Below are 23,764 nucleotides of genomic sequence, written 5' to 3'. Positions count from 1 at the left end.
CCCGCTCCCCCGCGTCCAAGACCTATCGGCGACCAGCCGATAAACGGCGTTTATCGACGCACGCCACAGGGGCGTTGAGGTGGGTTGATAGACCTCCGCTATCGACCGTTCGGCAGCGCGTATTGGACGGCTGCTCGGCGCCCGCGCAGTCTCGCTGAGGACGGTTCATCAGACATTCCCGGCGCGAGGAGGTGCGGCCATGGCCGTTCCGGCCGCAGCATCCGTGCGCGACCCCGACCGCTACCGGCCGCCGGCGGTGACGGGCCTGACCGATCTGCTGGACCGGCCTGCGCGCGGGCGCCCGCAGGCACCCGCGCTGATCGCGGGCGCCGACCGCGCGGAGGTCTCCTACCGGGCCCTGGACGAGCTGGCCGACGGGGTGGCGGCGCGCCTGACCGCCGCGGGGCTGCGCCCCGGGGACCCGGTGGGCCTCGTCAGCGCCAACACCGTGGAGTTCGTGGCGGCGTTGCTGGGCGGGGCGCGGGCCGGGCTGGTGGTCGCCCCCGTGGACCCCGCGCTGCCCGGGCCGCGGATGACGGCCCGGCTGGAGGCGCTGGGGGTGCGGGCCGTCCTGCTGGGCCCGGTCGCGGGCGGCGCCCCCGCGGCGGCCGTGGGACCCTCCGTCCCCGCCTGGACGCTGCGGGTGGACCTCTCCCCCGCCGGGACGGCGACCGCGGTGCTGGACACACGCCCGGGTACGGGTTCGGGCGCACCGGCCGCCGCGCGGGGCGCGGCCGGTGAACTCGTCGCGCAGGACGCCCTGGTGCTGTTCACGGCGGGCACCACCGAGGCGAAGATGGTGCCGCTGACGCACGGCGCGGTGGCCGCCTCGGTGCACGGCGTGTGCGCCACGTACGAGCTGGGTCCGGGCGACGCGACCGTCGCGGCGATGCCGTTCTTCCACGGGCACGGGCTGTTCGCCGCCCTGCTGTCCACCCTGGCGAGCGGGGGCTGCGTGCTGCTGCCGGCGCACGGACGGTTCTCGGCGCACACCTTCTGGGACGACATGCGGGCGGCCGGCGCCACGTGGTTCACCGCGGTGCCCACCATCCACGAGATCCTGCTGGAGCGGGCCGCGACGGACCTCCCGGGCCCCCAGACGCCGCCGCTGAGGTTCCTGCGCAGTTCCAGCGCGCCCCTCAACACGGCCACCCAGCGGGCGCTGGAACGCACCCTGGGCGCGCCCCTGCTGTCGGCGTACGGGATGACCGAGTCCGCGCACCAGGCGACGAGCGAGCCGCTGCCGCAGCACGGGTCGCTGAAGCACGGTTCGGTCGGCCGGCCGGTGGGCGTCGAGCTGCGGGTCCTGGACCCGGACGGGAAGCCGTGCCCGCCCGGCGGCGAGGGCGAGGTGTGGGTGCACGGGCCGACGGTGACCCGCGGCTACCTCGGCAACCCGGCGGAGACCGCGCACGGCTTCGCGGACGGCTGGTTCCGCACCGGCGACCTCGGTTCGCTCGACGAGGACGGCCACCTGTTCCTGACCGGGCGGCTGAAGAACCTCATCATCCGCGGCGGCGAGAAGGTCTCGCCCGAGCACGTCGAGGACGTCCTCGCCGGTTGCCCGGGGGTGGCCGAGGCCGCGGTGTTCGCCGTGCCCGACGCGACGTACGGGCAGCGGGTCGGCGCGGCCGTGGTCCTGTCCGGTGCGGAGGCGCCGGGGTCCGAGGTGCCCGGGCCCGAGGAGGTGCGGCGGTACTGCCGCGGCCGCCTGGCCCCCTTCGAGGTCCCGGACCGGATCCGGGTCGTCGCCTCGCTCCCGCACACGGTGAAGGGAGGGCTGGACCGGGCGGCGGTGGACCTGCTCTACGCACAGGACCCCGGGTGGCCGGGGCTCATCTGACGCGGTGCTCGGCCGGCAGCGGCTGGTCGAAGAACTCGTCCAGCGACAGGCCGGCCGCGGCGTTCATGAACGCCCGCGCCGCGACCGAGCCCGGGGTGGCCGCGTGGATGGCGACGGAGACCTTGGCCCTGGCGTCCGGCTCGACCAGGCGCACGGCCCGCATCCTGCCGAGCGGCGGCATCGCCCGCAGCCAGGTGTGCGGGACGATGCTCGCGCACGCGCCGGCGCCCACGCTGGCGTAGAGCGCGGCCACCGAGTCGGTCTCGACCTGCGGGGTCACCACGACCCCGCTCTCGGCGAAGGCGTCGTCGATGACCTGGCGGATCCTCATGTCGGGGGTCAGCAGCGCGAGCGGCATCGTGGCCGCGTCCGCCCACTTCATGGTGTCGGTGTGCGGCAGCAGCTGGTCGCTGGAGGCGAGGAGCATGTACCGCTCCTCGTACAGCGGCATCATCTGCAGGTTCTCGCGGTCGTGCGGGGCGAAGTGGGCTATCGCGGCGTCCAGTTCGAACGCGAGCAGCTGACGGTGGAGTTCGGTCGTCGACAGCCGGGAGCGGACCTGGACCTTGGCCAGCGGGTGGGCCGCGCAGAAGGCGGCGACGGGGAGGACCAGGGTGGTGGACGCGGTGGGTTCGGTGCCCAGCCGCAGGGTGCCGGTGATGCCCGACTGGACGGCGGCCACCTCGGCCTTGAAGGCCTCCTGCTCGGCGAGGATCCGCTTGGCCCACACCACGAGCCGTTCGCCCTCGGGGGTCAGGCCCTGGTAGTTGTGGCCGCGGTTGATCAGCGTGACGTTCAGCTCCCGTTCGAGCTTGGCTATCGCCGCCGACAGCGCGGGCTGCGACACGTAGCAGGACTCCGCCGCCCGGGCGAAGTGCCGCTCCCTGGCGACCGCCACGAAGTACTCCAGCTGACGGAACAGCATGAACGACTCCTCTCTGCCTGGGGCCGCGGCCCTGCCGGCACTTCCCGCTGGAGTCGCAACGCCGTCGGTGCCGGCCGACCGACGCTCCCGGGGCGGCGGACGTCCCCGGGCGGCCGGCGGCGGACGAGCTGTTTGCGGTGTGACCTGGCAAAGCCTACCGAGCCGGATCGCGGCCCTCGTTCGTGCCCGCGAACCGGTGCGGGCCCCCGCCCGGGGCCCGGTTCCGTCGCCGCCGCGACGGGACCGGGCTCGGGGGGTACGGCCGCGGTCGTCCGGCGGTGGGCCGGCGTTCCGCGGGTCGGGTGTGTACGGGATCGGATGTGCGGGACGGGAGGGACACGGGATCAGGATCAGGATCGGGATCGGGATCGGGTGCGGGGAACGGTCGAGCGCGGCGGACGGCGGGACGGTCGGGCGGCGCGGAAGGCCGGGGTCAGGCGGCGGGGGCCGGGTCCGGCGCGGTGGCGCCGTTCTCCTGCCCCGCGATGACGCCGCGCGCCAGCAGGTCGGTGGCGGCGTGGACGGCCCGCAGGTTGGGGGCGTCCGCGCCGGAGATGTCGGCCATCTCCACGACGGCCGTGACGATGGCGTCGAGTTCGAGCTGCTTGCCGGCCTCGAGGTCCTGGAGCATCGAGGTCTTGTGGTGTCCCACCCCCTCGGCGCCCCGAAGCCGCTTCTCGATCGAGATGTCGGGGGTGCTGCCGACCCTGGCCGCGATGTCGAGGGTCTCCTCCATGAGCTGGCTGACCAGCCGCCTGGTGTGCGGGTGCTTGCAGATGTCGACCATGGTGGCCCTGGTGAGGGCGCTGATCGGGTTGAAGGCGACGTTGCCCATCAGCTTGATCCAGATGTCGTCGCGCAGGTTCGGCTCCACCGGGCACTTGAGGCCGCCGGCGATCATGGCCTCGCTCAGTTGCGTGCACCGGTCCGAGACGCCGCCGCCCGGCTCGCCGATGGAGAACCGGGTGCCCTCCAGGTGCCGGATGACACCGGGGGACTCGATGACCGTCGCGGGGTAGACGACGCAGCCGATGGCGCGCTCCGGCGCCAGGACCTCGCTGGTGGCGCCGCCGGGGTCGACCGCCTCGATCCGGCGCCCCTCGTAGGGGCCGGCCAGCTTGTGGAAGTACCACCAGGGGATGCCGTTCTGACCGGCCACCACCGCGGTGTCGTCGCCGAGCAGCGGGGAGATCAGCGGTCCCGAGCTCGCGTAGGAGTGTGCCTTGAGGCCCAGGAAGACGTAGTCGACGGGGCCTATCTCCTCCGGGTCGTCCGTGGCGTGGGGCTTGGCCACGAAGTCACCGCGCGGGCTGTTCACCCGGACTCCGTGGGCGCGTATCGCCTGAAGATGCTCACCCCGGGCGATCAGGTGGACGTCGGCGCCACCACGGTGCAGTGCCGCGCCCACGTAAGCGCCGATCGCACCGGCTCCGAGGACTGCGATTTTCACGGCGACTCCTCTCCATTCGAAGGGGGAGTGAATACTGTATGCAGTACCCTCTGGGGATGTACAGTCCCCTCACGGGAAGTCGCGCTCTCGGAACCGGACAGCACCCCGGCCGGCACCGCGGCGGAGGTCTCCGGCGTCTCCCCCGGCCATGAACCGGGTCACACAGGCCCCGGACAGGTTGATCGAGCACGAAGCAGGGGAACGCTTCGCCGCACACGCGGTCCCGGGCCCGCACGGCCGTACCAGGAGGCCGGGGAACACGCACTGCGGACGACGGCCCGGCCGGGCAGCCGAAGGCGTCGGCCGGTAGCGACGGAAAAGGAGAGCGATGTCGGATTCACCCCCTCAGCAGATCGGTGTCGTCACGGAGTCCACCGCCGGGGAGACGCGGGTGGCGGCCACACCGGACAGCGTCCGCCGGCTCCTCGGCCTCGGCTACGAGGTCGTCGTGGAGTCGGAGGCCGGAGCCGCCTCCGGCTTCCCGGACGAGGCCTACGTGGACGCGGGCGCGCGGATCGGCGACGCCTGGCAGGCGGACGTGGTCCTCAAGGTCAACGCCCCCTCGCACGAGGAGATCGAGAAGCTGCGCGAAGGAGCGACCCTCATCGGGCTGATCGCTCCGGCCCACAGCCCAGACCTCGTCGAGGAACTGGCGGCACGGCCGATCACCGTCCTGGCGCTGGACGCCGTCCCGCGCATCTCCCGGGCCCAGTCGATGGACGTGCTCAGCTCGATGGCGAACATCGCCGGGTACCGGGCGGTGATCGAGGCGGCCCATGTCTTCGGGCGCTTCTTCACCGGACAGGTCACGGCGGCGGGCAAGGTGCCCCCGGCCAAGGTCCTGGTGGCCGGCGCGGGCGTGGCGGGCCTCGCCGCGATCGGCGCAGCAGGCAGCCTCGGCGCGGTGGTCCGGGCCACCGACCCGCGGGCCGAGGTCGCCGACCAGGTCCGTTCCCTGGGCGGGGAGTTCCTCGCCGTCGAGGTGGACCAGGAGGCGAGCAGCGACGGTTACGCCCGGGCGACCTCCGAGGAGTACGACCGGCGTGCCGCCGAGATCTACAGCGAGCAGGCGGCGGACGTCGACATCGTCATCACCACCGCGCTGATCCCCGGCCGCCCGGCCCCCCGGCTGATCACGGCGGCCGACGTGGCGTCGATGAAGCCCGGCAGCGTCATCGTCGACATGGCCGCCGCGCAGGGCGGCAACGTCGAGGGCACGGTCAGCGGGAAGGCGATCGTCACCGACAACGACGTGACGATCATCGGCTACACCGACCTGGCGGGCCGGCTGCCCGCCCAGGCCTCCCAGTTGTACGGGACCAACCTCTTCAACCTGCTCAAGCTGCTGACACCGGGCAAGGACGGGCGGCTGACGCTCGACTTCGACGACGTCGTGCAGCGGACCGTCACGGTGGTGCGGGAGGGCGAGAAGACCTGGCCGCCACCGCCCGTCCAGGTGTCGGCGGCACCCGCCGGGCAGACCCCGGCGCCGACGGCGCCCGCGCCCGCCCCGAAGGAGTCACGCCCGAAGCCGGCCGTCCGCTACGGACTCGTCGGCCTCTGCATGATCGCGATGTTCGTCCTCGTCGCCTTCTCCCCGGCTCAGCTCATCGGCAACTTCACGGTGTTCGCGCTGGCCGTCGTCATCGGTTACTACGTGATCGGAAAGGTCCACCACGCCCTGCACACCCCGCTGATGTCGGTCACCAACGCCATCTCGGGGATCGTGGTGATCGGAGCACTGCTGCAGATAGGCCACGCCGGGCCGGCCGTCACCGTGATGTCGGTCGTGGCGATCATGTTGACCACCGTGAACATCTTCGGCGGATTCGCCGTCACCCGCCGCATGCTCGCCATGTTCTCGAAGGGCTGAGGATCGATGAACGCAACCACGGCCGCACAGGCCGCCGACATCGTCGCCGCGCTGCTGTTCATCTTCAGCCTGGCCGGACTCTCTCAACACCGCACCTCCCGCGCCGGGGTGGCGTACGGCATCGGCGGCATGGCGCTGGCGCTGGTCGCCACCGTCGTCGCCGCGGCGCAGAGCATCCCGGGGTACGCCGTCGTGCTGATCGTGGCGGCCACGGCCGTCGGCGGCGCCGTCGGCCTGTGGCGGGCGCGCCGGGTCGAGATGACCCAGATGCCCGAACTCATCGCCGTCCTGCACAGCCTGGTGGGCCTCGCCGCCGTGCTGGTCGGCTGGAACAGCTACTACGAGGTGGAGGCACACGGCGCGGAGCAGACCCGGGTCGCCGGCGACCTTCTCGCCATCCACCACGCCGAGGTGTTCATCGGCATCTTCATCGGCGCGGTCACCTTCACCGGTTCCGTCGTCGCCTTCCTGAAGCTGTCGGCGCGCATCAAGTCCCGTCCGCTCACGCTGCCCGGGAAGAACGCCCTCAACCTGGGGGCGCTGGCCGCCTTCGTGGCCCTGACCGTGTGGTTCACGGTGACCCCGAACCTGGGCCTGATGATCGCCGTCACCGTCCTGGCGCTCGCGCTCGGCTGGCACCTGGTCGTCTCGATCGGCGGCGGTGACATGCCGGTCGTCGTGTCGATGCTCAACAGCTACTCGGGCTGGGCCGCGGCCGCGGCGGGCTTCCTGCTCAACAACAACCTGCTGATCGTCACCGGCGCGCTGGTCGGCTCCTCCGGCGCCTACCTGTCGTACATCATGTGCAAGGCGATGAACCGCTCCTTCCTCTCGGTGATCGCCGGCGGCTTCGGTGTCGAGGCGGCGACGGGCGGCGACGAGGAGCAGGGCGAGCACCGCGAGACCTCCGCGGAGGAGACGGCCGAACTCCTGGAGAACGCCACCTCGGTGATCATCACCCCCGGCTACGGCATGGCGGTGGCCCAGGCCCAGCACCCGGTGGCGGAGCTGACCCAGGCCCTGCGGCGGCGCGGGGTGCAGGTGCGCTTCGGCGTCCACCCGGTGGCCGGCCGGCTGCCGGGGCACATGAACGTGCTGCTCGCCGAGGCCAGGGTGCCGTACGACGTCGTGCTCGAGATGGACGAGATCAACGACGACTTCGGCGACACCACGGTGGTGCTGGTCATCGGGGCCAACGACACCGTCAACCCGGCCGCGGAGGAGGACCCGTCGAGCCCGATCGCCGGCATGCCGGTGCTGCGGGTGTGGGAGGCGGAGAACGTCGTCGTCTTCAAGCGGTCCATGTCCTCGGGGTACGCGGGGGTGCAGAACCCGCTGTTCTTCCGCGAGAACAGCCGCATGCTCTTCGGCGACGCCAAGGAGAGCGTGGACGCCATCCTGCGGTCGCTCGGCACACCGGAGTCCGGTTCGGCAGCGGCACGGGGGCTGCGCACCGACCAGCAGCCCGCGCCCGCCTGACGGGCACTCCACCCGCGGCGGCGGGGCGGGGGAAGCACGGCTTCCCCCGCCCCTTCCGCTCTGCGCCGGTGCCCGCGCGGTCGGTCTCCGCACACCGACTGCCAATTTCCGACAAAGCCTTGTTCAACCCTGCTCCTGAATTGCATACCAAAATCTGTATTCTTGGCACTGTGCAAAGAACTCAGCCGACAGGGGGGCTCATGCGCGAGACACGTACCGCGGCCGCCGTCGTCCGGGTCACCCGGCCGGCACCACTGCGCCAGGCCGTCTACGAGGCCCTGATCGACCTAATCGTCAACGGCACCCTCAGACCGGGGCAGCACCTGGTGGAGGCCGAACTCGCCGACCACCTCGGCGTCAGCCGCCAGCCGGTGCGCGAGGCCCTGCAGCGCCTGCAGACCGACGGCTGGGTCGACCTGCGCCCCGCCCAGGGCGCCTTCGTCCACTCCCCCACGCAGGAGGAGGCCACCCAACTCCTCAGCGTCCGCGCCGTGCTGGAGACCCACTCCGCGTACGGCGCCGCGCTGCACGCCACGGACGGGGACGTCACCCGACTCTGGGACCTGCAGGACGCCGGCATCGCCGCCCTGGCGGCGGACGACGCCCGCGGGATCGTCGAGGCCAACGCCGCGCTGCACGGGTTCATCACCGAGCTGTCCCGCAACCGGGTCCTCGCCGAACTGATCCTTCAGGTCGACCGGCGGGTGCGCTGGTACTACATGCCCATCGCCCGGCCCCGCGGCCGGGACGCCTGGAACGAGCACGCCACCATCATCGAGGCCATCGCCCTGGGTGACGCGGACCGCGCCGAGGAACTGATGCGCCGCCACACCCGGAACACCACCGACTTCTACTGCCGGCAGATCGCCGCCGCCGTCGACGCCGGGCGCGCCTGAGGGCCACCGGCCACCGGGCCCCGGGAACGCCGGACGGCCCGGGGGCAGGGGGGGCACCCGGGCCGTCGTCGAGGGGGAGGAACAGTCGGCGGGAGGAACGTCGTGCGGGGAAGAAGCGGCTGGTGGAGGGGCGGGCGGGGCCGGGCGGAGCAGGGGGCGCACCCCACCGCTCGGCCCCGCCTCCGTGTCGCGGGCACCCGGTCCGGAACTGCCGCCGCCCCGGTCCGGGCCCTTGCGCCCGCGCACGATCCATGGGGGGCTCCTGACGGAGCCCCGGTACCGCAGCCGTCAGGTGGTGGCCTCGGCGGGAGAGGGGGTACGGCTGTCCACCTCGGCCACCGGGCTCCCTTCGCCGCTCCGGCGCGGGGCGCCGGGCTGCCGCAGGAACACCGTGATCAGCGCGGAGAGGAAGGCGATGCCCCCGGCCAGGTAGTAGGCGCCGGAGTAGCCCCAGGCGGCGACCACACTGGCGGCCACACCGCCGCCGCCCACACCGCCGACCAGCTTGGCGCTGTAGACCAGGCCGTAGTTCTGCGCGTTGTTGTTCTCACCGAAGTAGTCCGGCGTGAGCGAGGCGAACAGCGGGTAGAACGCCCCGCCGCCGAAGCCGTTGAGGAACGCGAAGAACAGGAACAGGGGTTCGTTGTGCGCCTGGCCCGACCACAGCACGCCGAACTGCGCGAGTCCCGCCACCACCAGGACCAGGCCCAGCGTCTGACGCCGGCCCAGGTAGTCCGAGAGCCACCCGACGATGGCCCGGCCTACGCCGTTGACCACGGCGAGCACACCCGCCGAGGAGGCCGCGACCAGCGGGCCGAAGCCCAGGCTCTTGGCGAACGGCACCTGGAAGTTGATGCCGAAGAGCGACACACCGCCGATGCAGACCAGCGCGAACCACATCAGCGGCAGCTGCCCGGTCCTGATCGCCTCCATCGGGGTGAACTGGCCCTTGGCGGGCGGGTTCTTGGCCAGTCGCTTGGCCACCCGCTTCGCGTCCTCGCTGACGCCCCGGTTCAGCGGGTCGACGTCGTGCGGCCACCAGCTCTTCGGCGGGTCGCGGAAGAACATGCCGCAGAAGGCGACGACCAGCACCATGCCCAGCGCGATCAGGTCGAGGACCATCTTGTAGTTGGACGGGTGGAACCAGTAGTTGAAGACGAAGATGAGCGGCAGGGTTCCGTAGGCGAAACCGCCGTTCACGAACCCGGTGCGGGCGCCCTTGTTGTCGGGGTACCACTTGCCGACCATGTTGATGCAGGTCGCGTACACCAGGCCGGCGCCCGTGCCGCCCAGCACCGAGTAACCGGCGATCACCACATAGGGGTTGCTCAGGTGCGAGAGCGCCAGGAAGCCGAGTCCGGAGAAGGCCGCTCCGGCGAGCATGGCCGTCCTGGCCGGCAGGACCCCGGTCTCCCGCAGCCGTCCCGCGGGGAACGCGACGCCCGCCTGGAAGACCGCCCAGATGCTGGCGATCCAGAACGTCTCGGTCAGGGTCCATCCGTGGGCGTGCTCCAGCACCGCCTCCGCGGAGCTGTAGCCGTACTCGTAGACGCTGACGCCCATCATCGCGATCCAGGGGAGCCAGACCATCCAGGCCCGGGGCCTCCCCAGGAGGGAGCGGTCGGTCTCCCCGACCCGGTAGACGCGGCCGTTCGCGTCGCTGACCTCCCGGTACTGCCCGGGAACCACGTGCGGTGTTACTGACATCGGTGCCTTCCCTTGCGTGAAAAGAACCTGGCGTGCGCCCCCTGGGCCCTTCTCTTCATGCGGAGGGGTGGAGCGGACCATCCCTGCGGCTCGGCCCGGCATCGCCGGGCCCGGTGGTACGCCGTCCGGGCAACTGAGGTCCAGGGCGGCAACCCGGACGTGACAGCGCGCAGGCGGGTGACACGGTGGTGCGACGTGGTACGACCCCGGGGCATGGCGAAGCAGCCGTGCTCAGGGGGTGTGGAGAGGAACATTCAGCTGGTCAGCGCGATTCTCCATACTGGAGATTGCATACGGTATGGACCGTCGAATCGGGGTGTCCAGGGGATGACGGGAAGATTGACCAGTGCATTACCAACCGGTGGGGCCCGCTCCGCGCCCGTCCGGACGGCCGACTCCAGCCACTGCTGGGCGCGTTGTCCCTGGTCGGAGAGGTAACTCCGGCTGACCGCCGAATGGTTGCCTGCGGCACCTGATGCGTCCGGACCGTCGGACGCGCGAGGCGCGGGTAAAGGACGGGCAAGGAAGACCACGAGAGCGCAAAATCCGGTGCCGGGCGTCCCGGGGCGGGCCTGCCGCCCCGGGACCGGAACCGCTACGCGCTCAGGCGCCCGAACTTCCGTACCGCCAGCGGCAGGAAGACCGCCAGCAGGGCCAAGGGCCAGGCCACGGCCGCCCAGACGTGACCGGGTTCGCCACCGGGGCCGCCGAACAGCTCGCGTACCGCCGTCGCGGTGTGGGACATCGGGTTCCACTGGACCGCGGTGCCCAGCCAGCCGGGCATGGACCCGGGGGCCGCGAAGGCGTTGGAGAGGAAGCCGACCGGCCAGACCAGGATCTGCACGGCCACCACCAACTCCGGCTTCCCCGCCACCAGCGCCAGGTGGATGCCGATCCACAGCATCGCGAAGCGGAACAGCAGCAGGAGACCGACGGCGCCGAGGAAGCCGGCGGCACCGCCGTGCGCGCGCCAGCCGAGCGCGTGCGCGACGCCGGTCAGGACGGCCAGCCCGGCGGCCGACTGGAGCATGTCCGCGGCTGAACGGCCCACCAGGACCGCGCCGTTGGTCATCGGCATCGCGCGGAAACGGTCGATCACGCCCTTGTTGAGGTCCTGGGTGACGGCGAGCATCGTGCCCTCCAAGCCGAAGGCCATGGTGAGCGCGAGCATGCCGGGGACGAGGTAGCCGAGGTAGTCGCCCGTCACCCCGCGGCCGCCGCCCACGAGGTAGCCGAACATCAGCAGCAGCATCACCGGGAAGACGAGGCCGACCAGCACCTGGACCGGCTGCCGGGCCCAGTGGGCGAGTTCGCGCCGGGTCATCGTCCAGCAGTCGGCGAGGACGTACGCGCCCCACGCGCTCCGGACCGGTCCCCGGGTGGTGTACGCGGCGCTCACACGGCCTCCTTCGTCCGCGCGTTCTCCCCCGTGAGGTGCAGGAACACCTCGTCGAGCGTCGGACGGCGCAGGGCGATGTCCTCCGCCTGTATGCCGGCCGACTCCAGGGCGCGGACGACCCCGGTGAGCGCCGCCATGCGGTCCGTCACCGGGGCGCTGAGCAGCCGCCGGTCGGCGTCCACCGACACCTCGCCCCCGGTCGCGGGCAGCAGGGCCCTGGCCGCGGCGAGTTGCCCGGCGTCGCGCAGGACCACGTCGATGCGGTCGCCGCCCGTCCGGGCCTTGAGTTCGTCCGCCGTCCCGTCGGCGATCACCCTGCCGTGGTCGACGACCGAGATGCGGTCGGCGAGCTGGTCGGCCTCCTCCAGGTACTGCGTGGTGAGCAGGACCGTCGTGCCGCCGTCGGCCAGGGAGCGGACCGAGGCCCACACCTCGGCGCGGCCGCGGGGGTCGAGCCCGGTCGTCGGCTCGTCGAGGAAGAGCACCTCGGGCTCGGTGACGAGGGACGCGGCGAGGTCGAGGCGGCGCCGCATGCCGCCGCTGTAGCGGCCGACCGCCTTGCGTCCGGTGTCCGCGAGACCGAAGCGCGCGAGGAGTTCTTCGGCGCGTTCGCGCGCCCGCCGGGCGCCGAGGTGGTGGAGCCGGGCGAACATCTCCAGGTTCTGGCGGCCGCCGAGCTGCTCGTCGAGGGCCGCGTGCTGCCCGAGCAGGCCGATGCGGAACCGCACCTGCGGGGCCTCGGTCACCACGTCGTACCCGGCCACCTCGACGCGGCCGCGGTCCGGCCGCAGCAGGGTGGACAGGATCCTGACCAGCGTCGTCTTGCCCGCGCCGTTCGGGCCGAGCACCCCGTGCACGGTGCCGCGCGCGACCGTCAGGTCGAGCCCGTCCAGCGCCGGTCTGCCGCGGTACCCCTTGTACGCCCCTTCGACGGCGATCGCTGTGCCTGTCACGGCGGCTCCTCTGCTGTGGTCGACTAGTCAAACTTGACTACTGGCGCAAAGTAGCGCCCGCGGAGTCCACCGGTCAAATGACTTCAGCGGGCGTCGCCGGGATGCGGCTCGCCCGTCGCGTACGGGTTCTCCTCGCCCTCCGTGAGCACGCCCACGAACGGCTCGCCCTCCCCGGCGAAGGTGTACGCGCCGCCCTCGATCCGCTCGACGAGCCCCGAGGTCCACGCGGCGTCGGAGTCGGCCGTGTGCACCCAGAGGTTCATGATCTCGCCGATGTGGCCGAGCTGGGCGGGGCCGTCCTCGGGGACGTAGTGCTCGGTGACGGCGGACCGCCACTCCCCGATCCTGCGGATCCGCTCGCGCAGCAGCTCCAGCGCCTCGTCCCGGCGCAGGTCGACGATGAAGCCGATGGCCGCGGACTGGATGTCCATCTTCTGGTCGTACGCCACCAGCGACTCGTGCAGCAGACGCAGGAACTCCTTCGTCCCCTCGTCCGTGATCTCGTACTCGGTGCGGGGCGGGCCGCCGGCCGTCGACGGGGCGACCTCGTGGGCGTGCAGCAGTCCCTGCTTCGCCATCTGCTTCAGGGCGTGGTAGATCGAGCCGGGCTTGGCGTTGGACCACTCGTGCGCGCCCCAGTACTCCAGGTCGTTGCGCACCTGGTAGCCGTGGGCCCGCCCGTGCTGGCGGACGGCGCCCAGGACCAGGAGACGGATCGCTGACATGCGGTCCAGGTTAGGCGGACCGGCGCGGGGGCCCGCACGCGCCCCGCGCCCGTCCGTGTCCGTCCCTCGTGCGGTCAGCCCGCGGGGTTGCGGCGGGCGCCGCGGCGGCCCTCGCCGCCGGAGGCCGTACGCCGTCCCGAGCCGCGGCTCCCCGTACCGGAACCGGTGCCGCCGGACGCGCCGGCTGCACCCCGGCGGTCGGATCCCCGGCCGCCGGAAGCCCCCGCAGCGCCGGACGCGCCGCGCGGGGAAGCCGCCCGGCGGACGCCACCGGCCGCAGCCGTCCCGGCCGCGGACCGGCGCTCCCCGGACCGGCCGGTCGTCCCGGTGGCGGCACCCGACGGCGCCGCTCCGGTCCCGCCGCCACTGCGGCGCCGGCGGGCGGGCCGCCCGCCGTTCCCGGTGCCGCTCCTGCCGTCCTCGCGGGACGCCTTCGGTGCGGCCGCCGGCTGGGGCACCTCGATGGTGACGGCGATGCCGGACGGCTCACGCGCGCCCGTGAGGGTGCTCAGCTCCTCGGCCCCCGACGTGATGCGGGCCGTCCGGGGCCGGATGCCGGCGTCCGACATCAGCCGCGTGACGTCCCGCTTCTGCTCGGGCAGGACCAGCGTGACCACCCGGCCGGAACCGCCGGCGCGTGCCGTGCGGCCGCCGCGGTGGAGGTAGTCCTTGTGGTCGGTGGGCGGATCGACGTTGACGACCAGGTCGAGGTCGTCGACGTGTATGCCGCGGGCCGCGACGTTCGTGGCGACCAGCGCCGTCACGTGGCCGCTCTTGAACTGCTCCAGGGTGCGGTTGCGCTGCGGCTGGGAGCGGCCGCCGTGCAGGGCCGCCGCGCGGACGCCGACGGCCAGCAGCCGCTTGGCGAGCCGGTCGGCGGACCGCTTGGTGTCGAGGAAGAGGATCACCCGGCCGTCGCGGGCCGCGATGCGCGTGGTGACGGCCTTCTTGTCGGTCTCGTCCAGCACGTGGAGCACGTGGTGCTCCATGGTGGTCACCGCACCCGCGGACGGGTCCACGGAGTGCACCACGGGGTCGGTCAGGAACCGCTGCACCAGGCGGTCGATGTTGCCGTCCAGGGTGGCCGAGAACAGCATCCGCTGCCCGTCGGGCCGCACGCGCTCGATCAGCCTGGTGATCTGCGGCATGAAGCCCATGTCGGTCATCTGGTCGGCCTCGTCCAGCACCGTGATGCCGACGCTGCCGAGCACGCAGTCGCCGTGTTCCACCAGGTCGTTGAGGCGGCCGGGGGTGGCCACGAGCACCTCGACACCGCGCCGGAGCGTGGCGGCCTGCTTGGCCATGGACAGCCCGCCGACCACGGTGGCCATGCGGAGGTTCACCGCCGTCGCGTACGGCGTCAGCGCGTCCGTCACCTGCTGGGCGAGTTCACGCGTGGGCACCAGCACGAGGGCCAGCGGTGCCTTCGGCTCGGCGCGCAGTCCTGCCGTACGGGCCAGCAGCGCCAGCCCGAAGGCGAGGGTCTTGCCGGAGCCGGTGCGGCCGCGCCCCAGCAGGTCCCGGCCGGCGAGCGAGTTGGGCAGCGTCGCGGCCTGGATGGGGAACGGGGTCGTCACACCCTGCGCGGCGAGGGTCTTCAGCAGCCCCGCGGGCATGTCGAGAGCCGCGAAGTCCTCGACGGCGGGAAGTGCGGGCGTCGTGCTTTCCGGCAGCCGGAATTCCCTCGGCGCCGATGCGGCCGGTCCGGACGACGACACGCGCCGATTCGATTTCTGGGGCCTGCGGGACATGCGGTTGTTGCCTTCCTGGAACAGCGCAAACCGGGGTCCGCACCATGACGGTGCGGACCCCGGTGAGCGGGTACGCGTCCGGCGGTCAGGCGGGGACGATGTTCTCCGCCTGCGGGCCCTTCTGGCCCTGCGTGACGTCGAAGCTGACCCGCTGGCCCTCGAGGAGCTCACGGAAGCCCTGGGACTGGATGTTCGAGTAGTGGGCGAAGACGTCGGGGCCGCCGCCGTCCTGCTCGATGAAGCCGAAACCCTTTTCGGCGTTGAACCACTTCACGGTTCCCTGTGCCATGACATTCTCCTTCTGTAGGCAGAGGGCCCATCCGGAGAAGCCGGTAGAACAAATAATGCGCCTGCGGGAGAAGAATTCCGTCAGGCGCACATAGGTCATATGGGTACCACAACTGCAATGCCCAAACCCTAGCACAGGACGCCCCGGAACGACGGCCGGGGCCACGGCGGCCACCGTCGGTCACGGCCCCCGCACAGGGCAGCGCGAAGCGCCCACCCGTCCGTGTGCCGCGCCCGGCACGGTACGCGCAGGCGTGCCGCGGCGGCCGCGCAGGGCGTCCGGCCGCGTCGGCTGCACCGGGGACGCCTTCCGTGCGGCGCCCCCGGTGAGGCGGGGCCCCGGCCGGCTGCCTGGGCCGGCCGGGACCCCGTGTCGTCAGCGCAGCAGTTTCACCGCCGCGACCACCAGGGGGTCCAGGCCGTCCGCTCCGGAGTCGACGAAGTCGAACAGCCGGGTGCGCATGCGCGGGTCCCAGAACCTGCCGATGTGCCCGGCGACGGCCTCGGCCGCCCGGTCACCCGGCAGGTGGACGAGGTTGGCCGCGATGTCGTTGGCCATCCGGCGCTCCGCCGGCACTGCGTCCGCCATCTCAGTCCACCACCGTCAGCAACCGGTCGCGGTCCTGGCCACGGTCCTCTTCCCCGCCCTCGGCCCGCCGCGGGCGGGCGAGCCCCACTTGGACGGCGGTCACCTTGTACTCCGGGCAGTTCGTCGCCCAGTCCGAGTTCTCCGTGGTCACCACGTTGGCCCCGGTCACCGGGTGGTGGAACGTGGTGTAGACCACCCCGGGCGGCATGCGGTCGGAGATCTCGGCCTTCAGCGTCGTCTCCCCCACCCGGCTCGCCAGGGTCACGGTGTCGCCGTCCACGATGCCGCGGACCTCCGCGTCGTGGGGATGCAGCTCCAGCACGTCCTCCGGGTGCCAGGCGACGTTGCCGGTGCGGCGGGTCTGCGCACCGACGTTGTACTGGCTGAGGATGCGTCCCGTGGTCAGGATCAGCGGGAAGCGCCGGGTGCTGCGCTCGGCGGTCGGCACGAAGGTGGTGACGACGAACCGGCCCTTGCCCCGCACGAACTCGTCCACGTGCATGATGGGCGTGCCCTCGGGGGCCTCCTCGTTGCACGGCCACTGGACGCTGCCCAGCTTGTCGAGCAGCTGGAAGGAGACACCGGTGAAGGTCGGCGTGACCTGGGCGATCTCGTCCATGATCTGACCGGGGTGGTCGTACGCCATGGGGTGGCCCATGGCGGTGGCGATCTCGGAGACGATCTGCCACTCGTGCTTGCCGGTCTTGGGCTTCATCACCGCGCGCACCCGGTTGATGCGGCGCTCTGCGTTGGTGAAGGTGCCGTCCTTCTCGAGGAAGGACGCGCCGGGCAGGAAGACGTGCGCGAACTTCGCCGTCTCGTTGAGGAACAGGTCCTGCACGACGACCAGTTCCATGGCCGCCAGCGCGGCGGTGACGTGCTTGAGGTTGGGGTCGGACTGGGCGATGTCCTCGCCGTGCACGAACAGGCCGCGGAACGTCCCGTCGATGGCGGCGTCGAACATGTTCGGGATGCGCAGCCCGGGCTCGGCGAGGATCGTGCCGCCCCAGAGGTTCTCGAAGACGGTGCGCACGGCGTCGTCGGAGACGTGCCGGTAGCCGGGCAGCTCGTGCGGGAACGAGCCCATGTCGCAGGAGCCCTGCACGTTGTTCTGGCCGCGCAGCGGGTTGACCCCGACGCCGTCGCGGCCGATGTTGCCGCAGGCCATCGCGAGGTTGGCCATGCCCATCACCATGGTGGAGCCCTGGCTGTGCTCGGTGACGCCGAGGCCGTAGTAGATCGCGCCGTTCGGGGCCTGGGCGTACAGCCGGGCCGCCGCGCGCAGTTCCGCGGCCGGTACGCCGGTGAGCTCCTCGGTGGCCTCCGGGCTGTTCTCCGGGCGGGCGATGAACTCGGCCCACTCGTCGAAGTCCTCGCACCGCTCGTCCACGAAGGCCCGGTCGGCCAGTCCCTCGGTGACCACCACGTGCGCCATGGCGTTCACGACGGCCACGTTGGTGCTGGGCCGCAGCTGGAGGTGGTGCTCGGCCTGGATGTGCGGGGAGCGCACCAGGTCGATGCGGCGCGGGTCGACGACGATGAGCTTGGCGCCCTCGCGCAGCCGGCGCTTCATCCGCGAGGCGAACACCGGGTGCCCGTCGGTGGGGTTGGCGCCGATCACCATGATGACGTCGGCCTCGGCCACGGACCGGAAGTCCTGGGTGCCGGCTGACTCGCCGAAGGTCTGCTTGAGCCCGTATCCCGTCGGGGAGTGGCAGACCCGGGCGCAGGTGTCGACGTTGTTGTTGCCGAAGGCGGCGCGCACCATCTTCTGGACGACGTACACCTCTTCGTTGGTGCACCGCGAGGAGGTGATGGCGCCGATCGCGCCCGAGCCGTAGGTCTGCTGGAGTTCGCGCATCCGGCGGGCGACGGTGCCGATGGCCTCGTCCCACTCGACCTCGCGCCACGGGTCGGTGATCTTCTCGCGCACCATGGGCCTCAGCACCCGGTCGGGGTGCGAGGCGTAGCCGAAGGCGAAGCGGCCCTTCACGCAGGAGTGGCCCTCGTTGGCGCCGCCGTCCTTGTAGGGCACCATCCGCACCAGCTCGTCGCCGCGCAGCTCGGCCTTGAACGAGCAGCCGACGCCGCAGTACGCGCAGGTGGTGACCACCGAGCGGGTCGGCATGCCGAGTTCGACCACCGACTTCTCCTGGAGCGTGGAGGTCGGGCAGGCCTGCACGCAGGCCCCGCAGGAGACGCACTCGGAGTCCATGAAGCTCTCGCCCGCGCCGGCCGAGACCTTGGAGTCGAAGCCGCGTCCCTCGATGGTCAGCGCGAAGGTGCCCTGGACCTCGCCGCAGGCGCGGACGCAGCGGGAGCAGGCGATGCACTTGGACGCGTCGAAGTCGAAGTACGGGTTGGAGGTGTCCTTGGGGGCGTCGAGGTGGTTCTCGCCCTCGTAGCCGTACCGGACCTGCCGCAGCCCGACCACGCCGGCCATGTCCTGCAGTTCGCAGTCGCCGTTGGCCGGGCAGGTGAGGCAGTCCAGCGGGTGGTCGGAGATGTAGAGCTCCATGACGCCCTGGCGGAGCTTCTCCACCTTCGGTGTCTGGGTGCGCACCTGCATGCCCTCGGCCACCGGCGTGGTGCAGGAGGCGGGGGTGCCGCGGCGGCCGTCGATCTCCACCACGCACAGCCGGCAGGAGCCGAAGGGCTCCAGGCTGTCGGTGGCGCAGAGCTTGGGGATGTCGATGCCGGCCTGCGCGGCGGCGCGCATCACCGACGTGCCCTCGGGCACGGTCACCGGCATCCCGTCCACTTCCACCGAGACCGTCGCCGCGCCGGGCCTCTCCGGAGTACCGAAGTCGGGTTCCTTGAGCAGTGTCATGCCGTGCCCTCCGTCCTGCTTCCATGGGCGTGCGTACGTGGGATCGCCCGGCCGGGGTCGCGGGCGAGGAAGTCGTCGGGGAAGTGCGCGATGGCGCTGCGCACGGGCATCGGGGTGAGCCCGCCCATCGCGCACAGGGAGCCGTCGGTCATCAGCTCGCACAGGTCCTCGAGCAGGGCCAGGTTCTCGTCCCGCTGCTGGCCGGCCACGATCTTGTCGATCACCTCGACGCCGCGGACCGAGCCCACCCGGCAGGGCGTGCACTTGCCGCAGGACTCCTCGGCGCAGAACTCCATCGCGAACCGGGCCTGAGCGGCCATGTCGACGCTCTCGTCGAAGACGACGACGCCGCCGTGGCCCAGCATGGCGCCCGCCTGGGCGAACGCCTCGTACTCCATCGGCAGGTCGAACATAGACGTCGGCAGGTAGGCGCCGAGCGGCCCGCCGACCTGCACGGTGCGGACCGGGCGTCCGGAGAAGGTGCCGCCGCCGAACTCCTCGACCAGTTCGCGCAGCGTGATGCCGAAGGCGGTCTCCACGATGCCGCCGCGCGCGACGTTGCCGCCGAGCTGGAACACCTGGGTGCCGCGGGAGCGTTCGACGCCGAGTTCCTGGTACGCCTTGGCGCCCTCGGCGAGGATGACCGGCACGGTGGCGAGGGTGAGGACGTTGTTGACGACCGTCGGCTTGCCGAACAGCCCCTCGATCGCGGGGATCGGCGGCTTGGCGCGGACGGTGCCGCGCTTGCCCTCCAGGCTCTCCAGCATGGAGGTCTCCTCGCCGCAGATGTACGCTCCGGCGCCGACCCGGACGTGCAGGTCGAAGTCGAGCGGGGAGCCGAGGACGCCCTTGCCGAGCCAGCCCTGCTCGCGCGCGACGTCGATCGCCGCGCGCATCGTGGCCACCGCGTCCGGGTACTCGGAGCGGATGTAGAGGTAGCCCTCGCTCGCGCCGACGGCGTGCGCGGCGATCGTCATGCCCTCGATGAGCATGAAGGGGTCGCCCTCCATGACCATGCGGTCGGCGAAGGTGCCGCTGTCGCCCTCGTCGGCGTTGCAGCAGACGAACTTGAGTTCGTCCACGCAGTCCATCACGGTCTTCCACTTGATGCCGGCCGGGAAGCCGGCGCCGCCGCGGCCGCGCAGTCCGGAGTCGGTGACCTCGGTGACGACGTCGGCGGGGGCCATGCCGAGGGCGGTGCGCAGGCCGGCCAGGCCGCCGTGGCGCAGGTAGTCCTCGGGCGAGAGGGGGTCGGTCACCCCGATGCGGGAGAAGGTGACCCGGGTCTGCCGGGCCAGCCAGGGCAGTTCGTCGACGACGCCGAGGCGCAGCGGGTGCTCGGCGCCCTCGAGGAGGCCCGCGTCCAGCAGTCCCTCGACGTCCTCGGGGGCGACCGGACCGTAGCCGACGCGGCCGGCCGGGGTGACCACCTCGACCAGCGGCTCCAGCCACAGCATGCCGCGGGAGCCGTTGCGCACCACCTCGACGGGCGCCCCCCGCTCCGCCGCGGCGCGCCGCAGGGCGTCCGCCACCTCGTCCGCGCCGACCGATCTGGCCGCCGAGTCGCGGGGGACGTAGACCGTCACCGCGGAGTCGGAAGAGTCCTTCATCATGCCACCGTCCCCTTGAGGATGGAGCCCAACCGGGCCGTGCCCACTCGTCCGTACAACCGGCCGTCGACCTCGACCGCCGGCCCCAGGGCGCAGTTGCCGAGGCAGAAGACCTGCTCGACGGTGACCGCGCCGTCCGGGGTCGTCTCCCCCAGCGCCATCCCCGCCTCCCGCGCGTAGCCCACCAGCGCGTCGGACCCGAGGGACTGGCACGCCTCGGCCCGGCAGATGCGCACCGTGGTGCGTCCCGCCGGCTCGCGGCGGAAGTCGTGGTAGAAGGTCACCACTCCGTGGACGTCCGCCCTGGAGAGGTTGAACTCGTCGGCGAGCACGGGTATCGCCTCTTTCGGTACGCACCCCAACTCGGCCTGCAGGGCGTGCAGTACCGGCAGCAGCGCACCTCGCTGATCCCGGTGGTCAGCAACAACCGTCCGGACCACCTCTTCGACCGTCATGTCACTCCCGCCGATCGTCATTGACCACTCCGCCTTCGTCAGGTCAGGGAGTTCCAGCGCGGGATCGTCACAGAGCCGCTTCGCCTTCCCGACGGTGCCGGCCGTACACGGCGACGATACCGCATACAAACTTCTGCATACAGAATCCTGCGGCCCGGACTTTCCCCGACTCCCGGCAGCCGACCGGCAGCCGGGCACCACCATGCCGCGGTACAAGGCATGTTGCATACCAAAACCTGTATACTGAATCGTCCCGCCGCCCGCGACCCTCCCGGCGGCCCCGAGTCCAGAGCCGTCGGCCCGCGGGCTCGGTGGCAGAACGGGGGAACCATGCGCGAGGCCCTGACGGCCGCGGCGACCCGCCGGGTCGCCCGCCCCGCCCCACTGCGCGAGGCCGTGTACGACGCCATCGTCGAACTCATCATCAGCGGGTCCCTCACGCCCGGTCAGCACCTGGTGGAGGCCGAACTCGCGGAGCATCTCGGGGTGTCCCGCCAGCCGGTGCGCGAAGCCCTGCAGCGCCTGCAGACCGACGGCTGGGTCGACCTGCGTCCCGCCCAGGGCGCCTTCGTCCACTCCCCCACCGAGGAGGAGGCCGCCCAACTGCTCGGCGTCCGCTCGGTGCTGGAGACCTACTCGGCACGACTCGCCGCCGAGAACGCCAAGCCCGAGGACGTCGAACGCCTCTGGGAGCTGCAGCAGGACGGGGTGGGGGCGCTCGCCGCGGGCGACGTGGAACGCCTGGTCACGGCCAACACCGCGCTGCACTCCTTCATCACGTCCATCGCCGCCAACGCCGTGCTGGCCGAGCTGATCTCGCAGGTGAGCCGGAAGGTGCGGTGGTACTACACCCCCATCGCCAAGCCCCGCGGCAAGGACGCCTGGAACGAGCACGCCCAGCTGATCAGGGCCATCGCCAAGGGCGACGCCGACCGCGCCGGCGAGATCATGCGCAAGCACACCGAACGCACCGGTGACTACCGCAAGGCGGTCGCGGCGGGCGCCACGGCACTGAGCTGAGCCGCCCCGCCGGCTGCCGGAGGGACCTGTTCCGCGGCCGCCACCGACGGGTGGACGGCCGCGGCGCCCACGGCGTCCCGCAGTTCGCGCAGCCACGGCAGCACCGCGCGCAGCACGACCTCGTACCCCGCGCCGTCCTGCCCGAGCATCGCGTCGGCGGGGACGAGGACGGGGTCGGCGAGCACCGTCGAGGTGGCGCTGCCGTGCGGGCCCGTACCGTCCGGCCGGGCGGGGACGAAGAGGTCGGGCGCGTGCGCGGGCACCAGCCACAGGGTCAGCCCGTCCGGGGCGGAAAGCGGCAGTGACGACCAGACGTAGCTGTCGGCCTCCCCCGCCGCGACCACCTCGTGCTTGCGGGCGCGCAGGGCGACCACCTCGCCCGAGCGGGTCGCGGTCCCGGCGCCGGCCGCGCCGGACGCCCCGTCCGCCAGGGCGAGGCTGCTCAGGTGGCGTCCGGCGGCTATCTCACCGCGCACCCAGGGGCTTCCGCACGTCTCGATCACGGCGACCGCCGCGTAGTGCGACTGGAGCACGGCCGCGGTCACCGGGCAGCTCGCGGCGATCCGCGCAACGACGTCGGCGGCCTCGTCCGGGCCCCGGCCACCGCCGCCCAGGCCGGCGGAGACGGTCAGCCCGAGCAGCCCCGCCTCGCCCAGGGCGGTCACCGCGCCGCGCGGGAACCTCCCCTCCCTGCCGGTCCGTTCGGCGCGGGGTGCGATGACGTCGCTCAGGACACGGGAGAAGGCGTTGCGGTACGACACGAGGTGACCCCCTCGGGAGCGGTTGCTGATCTGCCGTCAGGCAGCGGACGTGGGCACGACGACGGACGGGGCGGCCGGGAACGCGGGTGTGCGTTCGCCGGCCACCCCGCCGGCGTGCGCGCGGACCAGCCGCCGGGAGCAGCCGTCCCGCGTCTCCCGGCAGGTTGCCGTCCGCCGGTCCGCGCGCAGGTCCTGGACGGGGCGTCGGTGCCCCGGGGGGCTCAGGGCCGCGGGTCGATCTCCCGCAGCAGCCCCGTCGTGACGTCGAAGACAAAGCCCCGGACGTCGTCGGTGTGGAGCAGGAACGGGGAGGTGCGCACCCGTTGCATCGACTGCCGGACGTCCTGGTCGACGTCCTGGAAGGCCTCCACCGCCCACGCGGGGCGCTGGCCGACCTCCATCTCCAGTTCGTGCCGGAAGTCCTCGGTGAGGGTCTGCAGACCGCAGCCGGTGTGGTGGATCAGTATCACGCTGCGGGTCTTCAGGGCGCGCTGGCTGATGGTCAGCGACCGGATGGTGTCGTCGGTGACCACGCCGCCGGCGTTGCGGATGGTGTGGCAGTCGCCCAGTTCCAGGCCGAGGGCGGCGTGCAGGTCGATCCGGGCGTCCATGCAGGCCACCACGGCCACCTGGAGCACGGGCCGGGCACCCATGCCCGGGTCGGTGAACCCCGCGGCGTACTTGCGGTTGGACTCCACCAGGCGGTCGATGACCGTCTCCTCGCCCGGGGCGCCGCCGCCGGGCTGTGCGGAACCGTACGTTGACGTCGACATGACTCCGGTGCGCTCCTTTTCTGGTGCGGCCCCCCACGTGATCCGATCATCCACGTGAACGGCCGGTTCGGGGTGGACCACGGCGGTCGCCGCCGCCCCCGTTTCCTCCCGTCGGTCGATAGACGGGGTGAATCAACGCAGGCCGGACCCGAGGGCACAGCGGCCCCGGTACGGCGGCGGGGTCCGTCGCGCCGACGGGCCGTGCTCGGGGCGCCGCCCGTACGGCGGCGGCTCGCAGCGCCGGGTGTTGTCGGTGGCGGCCGGACGGCGCGTGTGGTCCGCGGTCATGGTCAGATCACTCCTTGTGCCTTGAGCGTCGGCAACTCGTCTTCTCGGAGGCCGAGTTCGCCGGTGTAGATGTCGTGGTTGTGTTCGCCGAGGAGGGGTGAGCGGTGGATGGTGGTGGGTGAGTCGGAGAGTTTGAGGGGGTTTCCGAC

General features: G+C 72.2%; 20 protein-coding genes and 1 pseudogene. 5 read left to right on the top strand and 16 right to left on the bottom strand.

The features are described 5' to 3' along the window. Positions 1-199: 199 nt before the first annotated feature. Entirely contained in the window at positions 200-1,843 is a 1,644-nt protein-coding gene (locus tag ABZ479_RS16220) for a FadD7 family fatty acid--CoA ligase (RefSeq protein WP_500462202.1), read from the top strand. On the opposite strand, the gene ABZ479_RS16215 is transcribed toward ABZ479_RS16220, so the two are convergent. Together ABZ479_RS16215 and ABZ479_RS16210 are read right to left on the bottom strand one after the other, a co-directional pair. Then, positions 1,836-2,768 carry a LysR family transcriptional regulator gene (locus tag ABZ479_RS16215; RefSeq protein WP_499610691.1) on the bottom strand — a complete coding sequence of 311 codons (933 nt, stop codon included), beginning with the start codon at positions 2,766-2,768 and terminating at the stop codon, positions 1,836-1,838. The genes ABZ479_RS16220 and ABZ479_RS16215 overlap by 8 nt on opposite strands. Before the next feature lie 433 nt (positions 2,769-3,201). Continuing rightward, positions 3,202-4,218 (bottom strand): 2-dehydropantoate 2-reductase, encoded by a 1,017-nt coding sequence (locus ABZ479_RS16210; RefSeq protein ID WP_500462201.1) that lies wholly within the window; start codon positions 4,216-4,218, stop codon positions 3,202-3,204. Between the two features lie 328 nt (positions 4,219-4,546). Between ABZ479_RS16210 and ABZ479_RS16205 the strand changes: the two genes are divergently transcribed. The 3 genes from ABZ479_RS16205 (at position 4,547) to ABZ479_RS16195 (ending at position 8,466) form a co-directional block, all read left to right on the top strand. Further along, positions 4,547-6,091 carry a Re/Si-specific NAD(P)(+) transhydrogenase subunit alpha gene (locus ABZ479_RS16205; protein ID WP_500462200.1) on the top strand — a complete coding sequence of 515 codons (1,545 nt, stop codon included), beginning with the start codon at positions 4,547-4,549 and terminating at the stop codon, positions 6,089-6,091. A 6-nt stretch (positions 6,092-6,097) separates the two neighbouring features. Next, on the top strand, positions 6,098-7,570 hold the full coding sequence (gene pntB, locus ABZ479_RS16200) for a Re/Si-specific NAD(P)(+) transhydrogenase subunit beta (RefSeq protein ID WP_500462199.1): 1,473 nt from the start codon (positions 6,098-6,100) through the stop codon (positions 7,568-7,570). Positions 7,571-7,770: 200 nt separating this feature from the next. After that, entirely contained in the window at positions 7,771-8,466 is a 696-nt protein-coding gene (locus tag ABZ479_RS16195; protein WP_499610699.1) for a GntR family transcriptional regulator, read from the top strand. 288 nt (positions 8,467-8,754) lie between these two features. Here the strand turns inward: ABZ479_RS16195 and ABZ479_RS16190 are convergent, their stop codons facing one another. The 10 genes from ABZ479_RS16190 to ABZ479_RS16145 all read right to left on the bottom strand — a co-directional run bounded on the left by ABZ479_RS16190 (position 8,755) and on the right by ABZ479_RS16145 (position 20,773). Continuing rightward, positions 8,755-10,173, bottom strand: coding sequence for an OFA family MFS transporter (locus ABZ479_RS16190; RefSeq protein WP_500462198.1), 1,419 nt, complete (start codon positions 10,171-10,173; stop codon positions 8,755-8,757). Between the two features lie 595 nt (positions 10,174-10,768). After that, complete coding sequence (locus ABZ479_RS16185; protein ID WP_500462347.1) at positions 10,769-11,497, bottom strand: ABC transporter permease; 729 nt, start codon at positions 11,495-11,497, stop codon at positions 10,769-10,771. Between the two features lie 71 nt (positions 11,498-11,568). After that, a complete protein-coding gene (locus ABZ479_RS16180; RefSeq protein ID WP_500462197.1) occupies positions 11,569-12,525 on the bottom strand; it encodes an ATP-binding cassette domain-containing protein in 957 nt (318 codons plus the stop codon). An 83-nt stretch (positions 12,526-12,608) separates the two neighbouring features. Further along, positions 12,609-13,250, bottom strand: coding sequence for a PadR family transcriptional regulator (locus tag ABZ479_RS16175; protein WP_500462196.1), 642 nt, complete (start codon positions 13,248-13,250; stop codon positions 12,609-12,611). Between the two features lie 74 nt (positions 13,251-13,324). Beyond that, a complete protein-coding gene (locus tag ABZ479_RS16170) occupies positions 13,325-15,001 on the bottom strand; it encodes a DEAD/DEAH box helicase (RefSeq protein WP_500462195.1) in 1,677 nt (558 codons plus the stop codon). 85 nt (positions 15,002-15,086) lie between these two features. Beyond that, on the bottom strand, positions 15,087-15,290 hold the full coding sequence (locus ABZ479_RS16165; RefSeq protein ID WP_499610711.1) for a cold-shock protein: 204 nt from the start codon (positions 15,288-15,290) through the stop codon (positions 15,087-15,089). A 375-nt stretch (positions 15,291-15,665) separates the two neighbouring features. Beyond that, positions 15,666-15,878, bottom strand: coding sequence for a formate dehydrogenase subunit delta (locus ABZ479_RS16160; RefSeq protein ID WP_499610713.1), 213 nt, complete (start codon positions 15,876-15,878; stop codon positions 15,666-15,668). A gap of 1 nt (position 15,879) precedes the next feature. Beyond that, a complete protein-coding gene (gene fdhF, locus ABZ479_RS16155) occupies positions 15,880-18,708 on the bottom strand; it encodes a formate dehydrogenase subunit alpha (RefSeq protein WP_500462194.1) in 2,829 nt (942 codons plus the stop codon). Further along, positions 18,705-20,318 carry a formate dehydrogenase beta subunit gene (locus tag ABZ479_RS16150; protein ID WP_500462346.1) on the bottom strand — a complete coding sequence of 538 codons (1,614 nt, stop codon included), beginning with the start codon at positions 20,316-20,318 and terminating at the stop codon, positions 18,705-18,707. The genes fdhF and ABZ479_RS16150 overlap by 4 nt, the downstream gene beginning before the upstream one ends. Then, a complete protein-coding gene (locus tag ABZ479_RS16145; RefSeq protein ID WP_500462193.1) occupies positions 20,318-20,773 on the bottom strand; it encodes an NAD(P)H-dependent oxidoreductase subunit E in 456 nt (151 codons plus the stop codon). Before ABZ479_RS16145 ends, ABZ479_RS16150 begins: the two co-directional genes overlap by 1 nt. Positions 20,774-21,103: 330 nt before the next feature. Between ABZ479_RS16145 and ABZ479_RS16140 the strand changes: the two genes are divergently transcribed. Beyond that, entirely contained in the window at positions 21,104-21,793 is a 690-nt protein-coding gene (locus ABZ479_RS16140) for a GntR family transcriptional regulator (protein ID WP_500462192.1), read from the top strand. Here ABZ479_RS16140 and ABZ479_RS16135 read toward each other — a convergent pair. The 4 genes and pseudogenes from ABZ479_RS16135 to ABZ479_RS16120 form a co-directional block, all read right to left on the bottom strand. Next, positions 21,751-22,554: an acyl-CoA dehydrogenase family protein gene (locus tag ABZ479_RS16135; protein WP_500462191.1), complete on the bottom strand. Its 804-nt coding sequence runs from the start codon at positions 22,552-22,554 to the stop codon at positions 21,751-21,753. The two genes, ABZ479_RS16140 and ABZ479_RS16135, sit on opposite strands and share 43 nt — an antisense overlap. 221 nt (positions 22,555-22,775) lie before the next feature. Then, the gene (locus ABZ479_RS16130) at positions 22,776-23,327 is read right to left on the bottom strand and encodes a beta-class carbonic anhydrase (protein ID WP_499610727.1); all 552 of its coding nucleotides are present in this window, start codon (positions 23,325-23,327) and stop codon (positions 22,776-22,778) included. Between the two features lie 132 nt (positions 23,328-23,459). Then, positions 23,460-23,615, bottom strand: coding sequence for a hypothetical protein (locus tag ABZ479_RS16125; RefSeq protein ID WP_499610730.1), 156 nt, complete (start codon positions 23,613-23,615; stop codon positions 23,460-23,462). Positions 23,616-23,617: 2 nt separating this feature from the next. Next, a pseudogene (locus tag ABZ479_RS16120) lies at positions 23,618-23,764 on the bottom strand (formyl-CoA transferase); the annotation flags it as partial.

This window comes from Streptomyces sp. NPDC005722 (assembly GCF_040630935.1).
GTDB lineage: Bacteria > Actinomycetota > Actinomycetes > Streptomycetales > Streptomycetaceae > Actinacidiphila.
Note: the sequence above shows the minus strand (reverse complement) of the source record. Positions and strands in the feature narration are given on the sequence as shown.

Bases quoted from the DNA above. Each gene is read 5' to 3' on its own strand.
- ABZ479_RS16175 (WP_500462196.1), bottom strand. From the start codon at position 13,250: ATGTCAGCGATCCGTCTCCTGGTCCTGGGCGCCGTCCGCCAGCACGGG.
- ABZ479_RS16130 (WP_499610727.1), bottom strand. From the start codon at position 23,327: ATGTCGACGTCAACGTACGGTTCCGCACAGCCCGGCGGCGGCGCCCCG.
- ABZ479_RS16125 (WP_499610730.1), bottom strand. From the start codon at position 23,615: ATGACCGCGGACCACACGCGCCGTCCGGCCGCCACCGACAACACCCGG.
- ABZ479_RS16165 (WP_499610711.1), bottom strand. From the start codon at position 15,290: ATGGCACAGGGAACCGTGAAGTGGTTCAACGCCGAAAAGGGTTTCGGC.
- ABZ479_RS16185 (WP_500462347.1), bottom strand. From the start codon at position 11,497: ATGACCCGGCGCGAACTCGCCCACTGGGCCCGGCAGCCGGTCCAGGTG.
- ABZ479_RS16160 (WP_499610713.1), bottom strand. From the start codon at position 15,878: ATGGCGGACGCAGTGCCGGCGGAGCGCCGGATGGCCAACGACATCGCG.
- ABZ479_RS16150 (WP_500462346.1), bottom strand. From the start codon at position 20,318: ATGAAGGACTCTTCCGACTCCGCGGTGACGGTCTACGTCCCCCGCGAC.
- ABZ479_RS16195 (WP_499610699.1), top strand. From the start codon at position 7,771: ATGCGCGAGACACGTACCGCGGCCGCCGTCGTCCGGGTCACCCGGCCG.
- ABZ479_RS16220 (WP_500462202.1), top strand. From the start codon at position 200: ATGGCCGTTCCGGCCGCAGCATCCGTGCGCGACCCCGACCGCTACCGG.
- fdhF (WP_500462194.1), bottom strand. From the start codon at position 18,708: ATGACACTGCTCAAGGAACCCGACTTCGGTACTCCGGAGAGGCCCGGC.
- ABZ479_RS16205 (WP_500462200.1), top strand. From the start codon at position 4,547: ATGTCGGATTCACCCCCTCAGCAGATCGGTGTCGTCACGGAGTCCACC.
- ABZ479_RS16190 (WP_500462198.1), bottom strand. From the start codon at position 10,173: ATGTCAGTAACACCGCACGTGGTTCCCGGGCAGTACCGGGAGGTCAGC.
- ABZ479_RS16140 (WP_500462192.1), top strand. From the start codon at position 21,104: ATGCGCGAGGCCCTGACGGCCGCGGCGACCCGCCGGGTCGCCCGCCCC.
- ABZ479_RS16215 (WP_499610691.1), bottom strand. From the start codon at position 2,768: ATGCTGTTCCGTCAGCTGGAGTACTTCGTGGCGGTCGCCAGGGAGCGG.
- ABZ479_RS16145 (WP_500462193.1), bottom strand. From the start codon at position 20,773: ATGACGGTCGAAGAGGTGGTCCGGACGGTTGTTGCTGACCACCGGGAT.
- pntB (WP_500462199.1), top strand. From the start codon at position 6,098: ATGAACGCAACCACGGCCGCACAGGCCGCCGACATCGTCGCCGCGCTG.
- ABZ479_RS16170 (WP_500462195.1), bottom strand. From the start codon at position 15,001: ATGTCCCGCAGGCCCCAGAAATCGAATCGGCGCGTGTCGTCGTCCGGA.